The sequence below is a fragment of the Streptomyces sp. NPDC057099 genome, assembly GCF_042671245.1.
GTDB classification, from domain to species: Bacteria; Actinomycetota; Actinomycetes; order Streptomycetales; family Streptomycetaceae; genus Streptomyces; species Streptomyces purpurascens.
In genome coordinates, this window is the sequence record NZ_JBHUTX010000018.1 from 90893 (window position 1) to 102445 (window position 11553).

Annotated in this window: 13 protein-coding genes; all 13 read right to left on the reverse strand. The window is 69.2% G+C overall.

Features of this window, described 5'->3' with window-relative positions; all coding sequences use genetic code 11:
• Positions 1-96 precede the first annotated feature (96 nt).
• Complete coding sequence (locus ACFT4A_RS22925; protein ID WP_382832882.1) at positions 97-912, reverse strand: F0F1 ATP synthase subunit delta; 816 nt, start codon at positions 910-912, stop codon at positions 97-99.
• The gene (locus ACFT4A_RS22930; protein ID WP_382832884.1) at positions 909-1457 is read right to left on the reverse strand and encodes a F0F1 ATP synthase subunit B; all 549 of its coding nucleotides are present in this window, start codon (positions 1455-1457) and stop codon (positions 909-911) included. The genes ACFT4A_RS22925 and ACFT4A_RS22930 overlap by 4 nt, the downstream gene beginning before the upstream one ends.
• Positions 1458-1495: 38 nt before the next feature.
• Positions 1496-1735 (reverse strand): ATP synthase subunit C, encoded by a 240-nt coding sequence (locus tag ACFT4A_RS22935; RefSeq protein ID WP_030246434.1) that lies wholly within the window; start codon positions 1733-1735, stop codon positions 1496-1498.
• A gap of 68 nt (positions 1736-1803) precedes the next feature.
• The gene (gene atpB / locus ACFT4A_RS22940; RefSeq protein WP_382832954.1) at positions 1804-2571 is read right to left on the reverse strand and encodes a F0F1 ATP synthase subunit A; all 768 of its coding nucleotides are present in this window, start codon (positions 2569-2571) and stop codon (positions 1804-1806) included.
• Positions 2572-2844: 273 nt separating this feature from the next.
• Positions 2845-3282, reverse strand: coding sequence for a hypothetical protein (locus tag ACFT4A_RS22945; RefSeq protein ID WP_328343414.1), 438 nt, complete (start codon positions 3280-3282; stop codon positions 2845-2847).
• Positions 3283-3579: 297 nt separating this feature from the next.
• Positions 3580-4905, reverse strand: coding sequence for an MraY family glycosyltransferase (locus ACFT4A_RS22950; protein ID WP_382832886.1), 1326 nt, complete (start codon positions 4903-4905; stop codon positions 3580-3582).
• Between the two features lie 129 nt (positions 4906-5034).
• Positions 5035-6273: a serine hydroxymethyltransferase gene (gene glyA, locus ACFT4A_RS22955; protein WP_382832888.1), complete on the reverse strand. Its 1239-nt coding sequence runs from the start codon at positions 6271-6273 to the stop codon at positions 5035-5037.
• Positions 6274-6345: 72 nt separating this feature from the next.
• Positions 6346-7026, reverse strand: a complete 681-nt coding sequence (locus tag ACFT4A_RS22960) for a protein-tyrosine-phosphatase (protein WP_215118527.1) — start codon at positions 7024-7026, stop codon at positions 6346-6348.
• Positions 7023-7670: an L-threonylcarbamoyladenylate synthase gene (locus ACFT4A_RS22965; RefSeq protein WP_382832890.1), complete on the reverse strand. Its 648-nt coding sequence runs from the start codon at positions 7668-7670 to the stop codon at positions 7023-7025. Before ACFT4A_RS22965 ends, ACFT4A_RS22960 begins: the two co-directional genes overlap by 4 nt.
• A gap of 79 nt (positions 7671-7749) precedes the next feature.
• Positions 7750-8589: a peptide chain release factor N(5)-glutamine methyltransferase gene (gene prmC / locus ACFT4A_RS22970; protein WP_215118529.1), complete on the reverse strand. Its 840-nt coding sequence runs from the start codon at positions 8587-8589 to the stop codon at positions 7750-7752.
• Positions 8590-8663: 74 nt separating this feature from the next.
• Positions 8664-9740 (reverse strand): peptide chain release factor 1, encoded by a 1077-nt coding sequence (gene prfA / locus ACFT4A_RS22975; RefSeq protein ID WP_382832892.1) that lies wholly within the window; start codon positions 9738-9740, stop codon positions 8664-8666.
• A 108-nt stretch (positions 9741-9848) separates the two neighbouring features.
• Positions 9849-10070 (reverse strand): 50S ribosomal protein L31, encoded by a 222-nt coding sequence (gene rpmE / locus ACFT4A_RS22980; RefSeq protein ID WP_003992975.1) that lies wholly within the window; start codon positions 10068-10070, stop codon positions 9849-9851.
• A gap of 172 nt (positions 10071-10242) precedes the next feature.
• Positions 10243-11379 (reverse strand): LCP family protein, encoded by a 1137-nt coding sequence (locus tag ACFT4A_RS22985; RefSeq protein WP_382832894.1) that lies wholly within the window; start codon positions 11377-11379, stop codon positions 10243-10245.
• Positions 11380-11553: the final 174 nt, after the last annotated feature.

Sequence of the window (11553 nt, forward strand, 5' to 3'; positions counted from 1 at the left end):
CCGAAGTTTCTTTGGGGGTCTGGGGGCGACCCCCAGGATTCTTCTGCACGGCCCAACCAGGGCCGTCGTAAGTACGTGGTGCTATTGAGTTGCTGCTCAGCTCGCCAGACGGCGGCTCGCGTCCTCCAGCCGGTCCGCGAGGGAGCCGTTGATGACCTCGTCGCCGACCTGCACCCGGATTCCGCCGAGGACCTCGGGGTCCACGTCCAGGTTGAGGTGCATCTGGCGGCCGTAGACCTTCGCGAGGGCGGCGCCCAGGCGTCGCTTCTGCGGGTCGCTCAGCGGCACGGCCGAGGTGACGATGGCCACCATGCGGTCGCGGCGCTCGGCGGCGAGCTTGGACAGGGACTCCAGTCCCGACTCCAGGCTACGTCCCCGCGGCGCGGTCACAAGGCGCGTCACCAGACGCTCGGTGGCCGACTGCGCCCTGCCGCCGAGCAGGCTGCGCAGCAGCTCGCCCTTGGCCGAGGTGGTGGCCTTCCGGTCGGTCAGCGCGGCACGCAGCCCGGTGCTGCCGGAGACGATCCGGCCGAACCGGAACAGCTCGTCCTCGACGTCGTCGAGCTTGCCGGCCTTCTGCGCGGCGGTGAGGTCGGCCGTGTCGGCCAGCTGCTCCAGCGCGTCCACCAGGTCGCGCGACTGCGACCAGCGGGAGCGCACCATGCCGGCGACCAGGTCGGCGGCCGGGCCGCTGACCTGGGTGCCGAGGAGACGCTGGGCCAGCTCGGCCTTGGCCTCGGCGGCCTGCGCCGGGTCGGTGAGGACCCGACGCAGCGATACCTCGCGGTGGAGCAGAGCGGTGACGGCGGCCAGCTCGTCGGCGAGCGAGCCCGCGTCGACGGACGTGGAGTCCGTCAGCGCGTCGAGACGCTCTCGTGCGGCTGCCAGGGCCTCGCGGCTCGCTCCGTTCATCGCCCGGCCTCGGCCTTCTCCTCGAGCTCGTCGAGGAACCGGTCGATCACGCGGCTCTGACGGGCGTGGTCCTCGAGGGACTCCCCGACGAGCTTGCCGGCCAGGTCGGTGGCGAGCTTGCCGACGTCCTGGCGCAGCGCGGACGCGGCGGCCTTGCGGTCGGCCTCGATCTGGGAGTGGCCGGCGGCGATGATCTCCTCGCGCTGACGCTGGCCCTCGGCCCGCATCTCGGCGATGAGCGTGGCGCCCTGCTCCTGCGCCTCCTGGCGCAGGCGCGCGGCCTCGTGCCGGGCCTCGGCGAGCTGTGCCTTGTACTGCTCAAGGACGCTCTGGGCCTCGACCTTCATGGTCTCGGCCTCTTCGATACCGCCTTCGATCGCCGCGCGGCGCTCCTCCAGAACCTTGTTGATGTTCGGAAGCAGCTTCTTCCAGAAGAAGAAGAACACGATGGCGAAGGCGATGGTGCCGACGAGCAGCTCGGGGCCCGGAGGAACGAGCGGGTTCTGCTCTTCCTCGGCCGCCAGCTGCACCAGGTTGGCGATCACATCAGTGCCTTTCGTCGATGCCTGTCGGTACGGATTTTTTAGTCAATACCGAAGACGAACGGCATGACGATGCCGATGAGGGCGAGCGCCTCACAGAAGGCGAAGCCCAGGATCTGGTTGGCACGGATCAGGCCGGCGGCCTCGGGCTGGCGGGCGAGGGCCTGGGTGCCGTTGCCGAAGATGATGCCGACGCCGATGCCGGGGCCGATAGCCGAGAGGCCGTAACCGACGGAACCGATGGAACCGGAGACAGCGGCAAGGGTCTCAGTGGCAGCCATGCTGAATCTTCCTTCTCTTAACGGACCGGTGGGGGTTGGCCACCGGACGACCGGGGGTGGGGTGGGGCTCAGTGATGCTCAGCGAGAGCGCCCTGGATGTAGGTGCAGGCGAGGAGTACGAAGACGTACGCCTGGACGGCCTGCACGAAAAGCTCGAAGCCGATCATGGCGATGGTCATCACGAACGAGACACCGGCCGCCGGGATCATCCAGCTGTTCAGCAGATACCACGATGCGACGGTGAACATGACCAGCATCAGGTGGCCGGCGAACATGTTGGCGAAGAGTCGCACCGCGTGCGTGAACGGCCGGACCAGCAGGTTCGAGAAGAACTCGATGACCATCACCAGCGGAAGCACTCCGCCGAGCGACTTGTCGTAGCCGGTGACGTTCTTGAAGAACCCGACGAAACCGTGCCGCTTGAAGGTCAGCGAGACCCAGGTCACGTAGACGATCACGGCCAGCACGGCCGGGAACGCGATGATCGACGACACCGGGAACTGCGCCAGCGGGATCACGGACCAGATGTTCATGATCCAGATGAAGAAGAACAGCGAGACCATCAGGGGGACGTACTTCTCGCCCTCCTTCTTGCCGAGCGTCTCGTAGACGATGCCGCGGCGGACGAAGTCGTAGCCGGCCTCACCGACCATCTGCAGCTTGCCCGGCACCACCTTGGCCTTGCCGAAGGCCGCATAGAAGAAGCCGATGACGAGGACGGTGGTGATGATGGCGAGCAGCATCACCTTGTTGAACTCGAACCCCCCGACCGTGGCAATCGGCTTGAAGAGGAACGAGTGCAGGCCCGGTGCCGGAAAACCACACCCGTCGGACATGATCCGACAGCTCCAGTCAAAGGCGAGCTGGGTCTGGTCAGCACTCACCGGGGGCTCCTTCGGCGTGACGCATGGGTACGGCAACCTCGTTGTGTCGGCGCGGCGCGCAGCCGCGGATCGGCACTGGACTGGTGTTACGGATGTGAGGGCGGCTTTGGGGCATCGAGCCTCGCGTTCGAGCAGGCGTCAGCTCAGATGCCCGCGCCCGCGATGCCGCAGTTGGCACCGGACGATAGCAGGAGTTCTCCGTGCCCTTTATCGCGCCCCTACTCGTCACGATGACGGCCCGGTCTTCTCCGGCTTCTCACTCTTCTCGGAGTCCGGGTCGATGTAGAAGATCTTGGCCTTCATGTGCGCACGAGCCTGCGCAGCCATCCACACGACGGTCGCGACGACGATCCCGGCGGCGAACGCCTTCGGGTTGAAGAGGGAGGTGCCCTTGAAGAGGGCGACGAAAATGAGGAGCAGCAGGAGCTGGGCCATGTAGAGCATCAGCCCCATGGCCTGGAACAACTGCGGGAGCGTTTTTGCCGTCCACTGGAGAACGAAGAGGCCGATTCCCATGAAGAGGATGGCAAGCGCCGCACCGACAGCCGCTCCGACGGCTCCCTTACCTCCGGCCACCACGCCACTGACGGCGACCGCGACCGCACCGGCAGCCGCTGTGGGTACAGCGCACTGCAAGAGGTTCCGGGCGTCATTGGACGGCATGGCGGCAACTCCGCTTTCGCAGGGGGCAGGGGTGTCGTCATGGACGAGCGTAGTCCCGGGCTGAGTGGAGTCCTCACGCCAATGGACCGTCGCACTGCGGTCCTTCGGCTCTATCCGGGGGTTCTCGTGAACCGTATCACAAACTATTTGATGCAGTCTTTACCTGGGGGTGTGCGGGCTGTCACACATGAGAGTGACGCTGCGCGTCTGTGCAAGAACAGCGCCGACTTGTCTGGTATTGGGGCAGTTCGCTCCCCCATCACAACCCCACGACTTGGCAATGCTCTAGTCAGATTCTTACCTTGTCCCGGCCTTGCGCCGGTCCGCCAGACGCGAACGGGGGCCGATGGCGGTCGCCCCGTTGACACCGGAGACCCCGGCCACCCCGGACACCCCGGGCGCCACAGCCGCCGACGCCGGCGTCGAGGCCTCGGGCGCGAGGGCGGCGACCGAGACGCGGCGCCGGTAGCGCGGCGGCACGAAGCGCTCCATCCAGCGCGGAGCGCGCGGCGTGAAGCGCGGCAGCAGAAGCAGCAGGAGACCGATCGCGCTGAGGAACACGACGCCGAGCACGATCCACATGGACGCCGAGTTGACCGAGTAGGCGAGCGCCCCGAAGGCGATCAGCGCCGACCAGAAGTACATGATCAGCACCGCGCGGCTGTGCGAGTGGCCGATCTCCAGGAGACGGTGGTGCAGGTGGCCGCGGTCGGCGGCGAACGGCGACTGGCCCCGCCAGGTGCGCCGCACGATGGCCAGGATCAGGTCGGCGGCCGGCACCGCGATGATGGTCAGCGGCAGCAGCAGCGGGATGTAGACGGGGACCGTCTGGTGCACGGCCTCCTTCTCGGACCCGACGTACAGGTTGAGCGCGTCCGGGTCGACCTGACCGGTGACGGAGATCGCGCCGGCGGCCAGGACCAGGCCGATGAGCATGGAGCCCGAGTCGCCCATGAAGATCCGCGCCGGGTGCATGTTGTGCGGCAGGAAGCCCAGGCACATGCCCATCAGGATCGCCGAGAAGAGGGTGGCGGGGGCGGCGGCCTCGACGCCGTACGAGTACCAGATGCGGTAGGCGTACAGGAAGAACGCCGCGGCCGCGATGCACACCATGCCCGCCGCCAGACCGTCCAGGCCGTCGACGAAGTTGACCGCGTTGATGGTGATGACGACCAGCGCCACCGTCAGCAGCGTGCCCTGCCCCTGGGAGAGCGCGACCGAACCGACGCCCGGGATCGGCAGCCACAGGATCGTCAGACCCTGCACGACCATCACGCCCGCGGCGATCATCTGGCCGCCCAGCTTGATCAGGGCGTCGATCTCGAACTTGTCGTCCAGCACACCGATCAGCCAGATCAGCGCCGCCCCGGACAGCAGCGCCCGGGGTTCGTTCGACGTCTCGAAGACCTGGCTGAGGTTGGTCAGGTGGTCGGCGACCAGCAGCCCCGCGCACAGGCCGAAGAACATCGCGATCCCGCCGAGCCGCGGAGTGGGTTCCCGGTGCACGTCACGTGCCCGGATCTCCGGCATCGCTCCGGCCACGATCGCGAATTTCCGTACCGGCCCTGTCAGCAGATACGTCACCGCGGCCGTGATGCAGAGCGTCAGCAGGTATTCACGCACGGGCTTCCCCACAGGTCTCGCTGGCCATCACAGCCCCACACCCTAGCGATGCGCGCATATGGGTGGGGACTTCCGGGTAGCGACGATGGTTGCACGAGTGGCTGTGCACCCCGGTGCGTCTACCCCCACTCAGCGCGGATACGGCGGAAATCCACCGGCCAGCTCCCGCACTTCTTCACGGGCCCTCGCGGTCTCGGTCACGCCTCTGAGCACGCCCGCGAGCAGCTTGGCGATCCTCGCCATCTCCGCCTCCCCCATACCTTGCGTGGTCACCGCGGCCGTGCCGAGCCTGAGACCCCGGGCGTCGCCGTGAGGAAGCGCACAGCAGTCCAGGACCAGACCGGCCGCGGCGAGACGGCCGCGGGCGGTGCGTCCGTCGACACCCAGGGGTGACGGATCCGCCGTGATGAGGTGGGTGTCGGTGCCCCCGGTGGTGACGACCAGGCCCTCGGCGGCCAGCCGGGCCGCGAGAACCCTCGCATTGGCGACCACCTGATGGGCGTACGCGACGAACGCCGGGGTTGCCGCCTCCCCGAACGCGACCGCCTTGGCGGCGATGGTGTGCATCTGCGCGCCGCCCTGTGTGAAAGGAAACACGGCCCGGTCGACCCGCTCGGCCAGCTCCGCGCGGCACAGGATCATGCCGCCGCGCGGGCCGCGCAGCACCTTGTGGGTGGTCGCGCAGACGATGTCCGCGTACGGCACCGGGTTCGGCGCCGCCCTCCCGGCGACGAGCCCGATGGGGTGCGCGGCGTCCGCGACGAGGTAGGCGCCCACCTCGTCGGCGACCTCACGGAAGAAGGCGTAGTCGATGTGCCGCGGGTAGGCGATCGAACCGCACACGATCGCCTTGGGACGGCGTGTGCGGGCCAGGGTGCGCACCTGCTCGTGGTCGATGAACCCGGACTCGGCCTCCACGCCGTATCCGGCGAAGTCGAACCAGCGGCCGGAGAAGTTGGCGGGCGAGCCGTGGGTGAGGTGGCCGCCGTGCGGCAGGCCGAGGGCGAGGACGGTGTCGCCGGGGCGGAGCAGGGCGGCGTAGGCGGCCAGCACCGCCGAAGAGCCCGAGTGCGCTTGGACGTTGGCGTGGTCGGCGCCGAACAGGGCCCTGGCCCGGTCCACGGCGATGCGCTCGGCGACGTCGACGATCTCGCAGCCGCCGTGGTGCCGGGCCCCCGGGTAGCCCTCGGCGTACTTGTTGGCCAGCGGTGAGCCGAGGGCGGCCAGCACGGCCGGCGAGGTGAAGTTCTCGGCGGCGATCAGCTGGAGTGTCGTCGACTGCCGCTCCCGCTCCGCGAGCAGGACGTCGGCGAGTTCGGGGTCCTGGTGGCGCAGGACGTCGGCCTCGATGGCAGGGGTGACCGTCATGATGGGCTCCGGGCGGCGTCGACGGTGACGTACGTCCAATGTAGGCCCGGGGCCCCCGGGGCGCTCGGTCGGTTACGTCTTCGCGGGGACACCCGTGAGGGCCGTGACCACCGGATCGAGTGCCTGGTGTATCTCGTCCCCGATGGACCGGAAGAACGTCAGGGGCGCCCCGTACGGGTCGTACACCTCGTCCGCCTCGGCGTTCGGCGCCAGGAGCCACCCGCGTAGAGCCGCCGCGGCACGCACCAGCGCACGCGCGCGGGTGACCACGCCCTCCTCCAGGGGAGGCAGGGTCGCCGGGTCGATGGCCTTCACCAGACGGGTGAACTCCTTGAGCGTGAAGGTCCGCAGGCCCGCCGAGTGCCCCATCGAGATGACCTGGGCCCGGTGGTCCCGGGTGGCGGTCAGCACCAGGTCGGCGCGGATCACGTGCTCGTCGAGGAGTTCGCGCCCGGTGAAGCCGGAGGCGTCCGCGCCGAAGTCCGCGAGGACCGTCTCGGCGTGGGACTCCATGGGCGCGCCCTCGTGACCCCAGGTGCCCGCGCTCTCCACGATCAGCCCGCCGCCCAGGATCCCCAGCCGCTCCCGCACGGCATGACGGGTCAGCCGCTCGGTGATGGGCGAGCGGCACACATTGCCGGTACTGACGTGGAGGATGCGGAAGCTGTCACGCGGAAGCCCCACGAACGTCGTCGTGATCTCCGCCGCGCTTTCCCCGTTGCCTATGCCACGCCCCGCTCCAGGGGCCGTCAATTCGCCACCTCGAGGTCGGGTACGACCTTTCGCAGCTCGTCGGCCGAGATCGCGCCCGCGCGCAGCAGCAGCGGCACCTCACGGGTCACGTCGACGATCGACGACGGCACGTTGCCGGGGGTCGGGCCGCCGTCGAGGTAGACGGAGACCGAGTCGCCGAGCATCTCCTGCGCGGCGTCGCAGTCCTCCGGCGCCGGGTGGCCGGTGAGGTTGGCGGACGACACGGCCATCGGGCCGACCTCGGTGAGCAGCTCGATGGCGACCGGGTGCAGCGGCATGCGCACGGCGACGGTGCCACGGGTGTCCCCGAGGTCCCACTGCAGGGACGGCTGGTGCTTGGCGACGACGGTCAGCGCGCCGGGCCAGAAGGCGTCGACCAGCTCCCAGGCCAGCTCGGAGAAGTCCGTGACGAGCCCGTGCAGGGTGTTCGGGGAGCCGATGAGGACAGGGGTGGGCATGTTGCGGCCCCGGCCCTTCGCGTCCAGCAGGTCGGCGACGGCCTCCGAGGAGAACGCGTCGGCGCCGATGCCGTACACCGTGTCCGTCGGCAGCACCACGAGCTCGCCACGGCGGACGGCGGACGCTGCCTCACGCAGACCGGTCACACGGTCGGTCGCGTCGTTGGTGTCGTATCGCCGTGCCATCTTTAGCTGGCCTCCTCGTACACGTGCTGCTGGGGTGAAGACTGCGAAGACTGCTGTGCGCTCGGGGCGCTCGGTGTGCTCACGGCAGCGCCTTGCGGGCCGTGGCGAAACGCGGGCGCTTGTTGAGGTCCGGATGGTCGGCCGCGTCGGCCCAGCCCCGCTCCTCGGTGAAGATCCACGGCACCTGGCCGCCCTGGGTGTCGGCGTGCTCCACGACCACGACGCCGCCGGGGCGCAGCAGCCGGTGCGCGGTGCGCTCCAGGCCGCGGATCAGGTCGAGGCCGTCCTCGCCGGAGAAGAGGGCCAGGTCGGGGTCGTAGTCCCGCGCCTCCGGGGCGACGTACTCCCACTCGGTGAGCGGGATGTACGGCGGGTTGGTGATGACCAGGTCGACCTGGCCGTCCAGGTCGGGGAAGGCCGTCAGGGCGTCTCCCTGGCGCAGCTCGACCCTGGACCCCTCCACGTTCTTGCGGGTCCACCTGAGGGCGTCCTCGGACAGCTCCACGGCGTGCACGCGCGAGCGCGGCACCTCCTGGGCGAGGGCGAGCGCGATGGCGCCGGAGCCGGTGCACAGGTCGACGATGCACGGCTCCACGACGTCCATGGCCCGTACGGCGTCTATGGCCCAGCCGACCACGGACTCGGTCTCGGGGCGCGGCACGAACACCCCGGGGCCGACCTGGAGTTCCAGGTACCGGAAGTAGGCACGCCCGGTGATGTGCTGGAGCGGCTCGCGGGCCTCGCGGCGGGCGATGACCTCCCAGTAACGGGCGTCGAAGTCGGAGTCCTTGACGGTGTGCAGCGCGCCGCGCTTGACGCCGTGCACGAACGCGGCGAGTTCCTCCGCGTCGGTGCGCGGCGAGGGCACGCCGGCGTCGGCGAGCCGCTGAGTGGCCTGGGCCACCTCCGCGAGCAGCACGCTGCGGGGGCTTGGGGGTCGCCCCCCAAATGACTGCTGCACGCCAGTCCTCCGGTACTCGTCTCCTACGTGTCTTACGCGGCGGCCAGCTTGGCCGCCGAGTCCGCGTCGACACACGCCTGGATCACCGCGGCGAGGTCGCCGTCCAGGACCTGGTCCAGGTTGTACGCCTTGAAGCCGACGCGGTGGTCCGAGATGCGGTTCTCCGGGAAGTTGTACGTGCGGATCTTCTCGGAGCGGTCGACGGTGCGGACCTGGCTGCGGCGGGCGTCGGCGGCCTCCCTCTCCGCCTCCTCCTGCGCCGCTGCGAGCAGCCTCGAGCGCAGGATACGCAGTGCCTGCTCCTTGTTCTGCAGCTGGCTCTTCTCGTTCTGGCAGGAGGCGACGACTCCGGTGGGAATGTGCGTGATGCGCACCGCGGAGTCGGTGGTGTTGACGGACTGTCCGCCCGGCCCGGAGGAGCGGTAGACGTCGATCCGGAGGTCGTTGGGGTTGATCTCCACGTCGACCTCCTCGGCCTCCGGCGTGACCAGCACACCGGCCGCTGAGGTGTGGATACGGCCCTGGGACTCCGTCGCCGGCACCCGCTGCACGCGGTGCACACCGCCCTCGTACTTCATCCGCGCCCAGACGCCCTGTCCGGGCTCGGTGGCGCCCTGGCCGCCCTTGGTCTTCACGGCGACCTGGACGTCCTTGTAGCCGCCCAGCTCGGACTCGGTGGCGTCGATGATCTCGGTCTTCCAGCCGACCCGCTCGGCGTAGCGCAGGTACATGCGCAGCAGGTCGCCGGCGAACAGCGCCGACTCGTCGCCGCCCGCGCCGGCCTTGATCTCGAGGATGACGTCCTTGTCGTCGCTGGGGTCGCGCGGGACCAGGAGAAGGCGCAGCTTCTCCGTGAGCTCCTCGCGCTGCCGCTCCAGGTCCTTGACCTCGGCCGCGAAGTCGGGGTCGTCGGCGCCCAGTTCGCGCGCGGTCTCGATGTCGTCGCCCGTCTGCGTCCAGGAGCGGTACGTGGCGACGATCGGGGTGAGCTCGGCGTAACGCTTGTTCAGCTTGCGCGCGTTGGCCTGGTCGGAGTGCACCGACGGGTCGGCGAGCTTCTTCTCCAGGTCGGCGTGCTCGGCGACGAGTTCCTCGACGGCCTCGAACATCTTGGGCTCCTGTGTACGGACGGGGGGTGAAGGGGCGGGCGACCAAAAACGCCGGTCCCGGAGCGCCCGGTGAGGGGGCGCGTCCGCGGACCGGCGAATGGAGGCTCGCTACTTCTTGGAGCCGGCGGCCTTGCCGAAGCGGGCCTCGAAGCGGGCCACACGGCCACCGGTGTCGAGGATCTTCTGCTTGCCCGTGTAGAACGGGTGGCACTCGGAGCAGACGTCGGCACGGATGGTGCCGGACTCGATGGTGCTGCGAGTCGTGAACGACGCGCCGCAGGTGCAGCTGACCTGCGTCTCGACGTACTCGGGGTGGATGTCGCGCTTCAAGGTGTCTCCTAGGTTTCGGGAGGGCGCCGGGTCGCTGACGCGGGGTGCGGGAGCGTGAACCGGAGCCGACGTACCAGTCTGCCAGGACTGGGGCCATCCCCCAAAACCGGGGGTTGCCGTTGTTTGTTCCCTGCGGGCCGTCGTGGGTTGTTCGCGCAGTTCCCCGCGCCCCTTACGGGGCGCTCACGACACCCTTGGCTTCGCCCGCTGCCGAGCCCTTCGTCGCTGACTTCGGGATCGGCTTGTCGTGTTCCAGGGCCTTCCAGATCTGGTCGGCCTTCTTCTCCTGGAGGAGGACGCGGTTGGGGTCGGCCGGGTCGTAGGCGACGGGCATCGTGACCATGTTCATGTTCGACGGGGTGATGCCCTTGAGGCCGTTCGCGAAGGAGACGAGCTTGTTGACCGAGCCGAGGTCGGAGTCGGCGGTCACCGTCTTGGTCGCGGTTTCCGCGAGGTCGTAGAGCTTCTTCGGGTTGGAGAAGACGCCGACGTCCTTGACCTGGTTGAGCAGGGCCTTGATGAAGGCCTGCTGGAGCTGGATGCGGCCGAGGTCGGAGCCGTCGCCCACACCGTGGCGGGTGCGGACCAGGCCGAGGGCCTGCTCACCGTCCAGTCTGTGGGTGCCGGCCTTCAGCTTCAGGTGGCTGTCGGGGTCGTCGATGCGCTCGGTCGTGGTCACCTCGACGCCGCCGAGGTCGTCGATGAGCGTCTGGAAGCCGGCGAAGTCGACCTCCAGGTAGTGGTCCATGCGCAGGTCGGTGATCGACTCGACGGTCTTCACGGCGCAGGCGGCGCCGCCCGTGGAGTACGCGGAGTTGAACATGACGCTGTTCGCCGCGGGGTACTGCTTGCCCTTGGTGTCCGTGCAGGAGGGCCGGTCGATGAGGGTGTCACGCGGGATGGAGACCACGCTGGCCTTCTTGTGGCCCTTGTTGACGTGCACGATCATCGCCGTGTCGGAGCGGGCGCTGCCGTCGTCGGTGCCGCCGCCGAGCTTCTTGTTGCCGCCGGCGCGGGTGTCGGAGCCGAGGACCAGGATGTTCTCGGAGCCGTTGTCGGCCTTCTCGGGCCGGTCGGTGCCGAGGGCCTGGTCGATGTCGACGCTCTTGAGGTTGCCGTTGAGCTTGAAGTACACGTACCCCGCCCCGGTCCCGCCCAGGACGACGATGCCCGCCGCGGTCCAGGCCATGATCATCAGGCCCTTGTGACGCTTGCGGGGGGCGCGGCGGCGGCCCTTGGCGCGGTGGCGCGGTCCGTTGGTGCCGGTCTCGCCCGGTATACCCGGGCCCGGCGTGCTCTCGGCAGACATGTGCTCCTCGGCTCGTCTTCGGTCGGTTACCCCCTGCGGTCGGTGCCAGGCCTTCTCGGTCGGGGGACTACCCCCTGGCACCATCGTCGCTCCGCCTGGTCAGACGGGGAAACTCGGGAAAGGGTTGCACAACGGACTGTGCCCACCGCGTACGGCGGTGGGCACAGTGCGTGT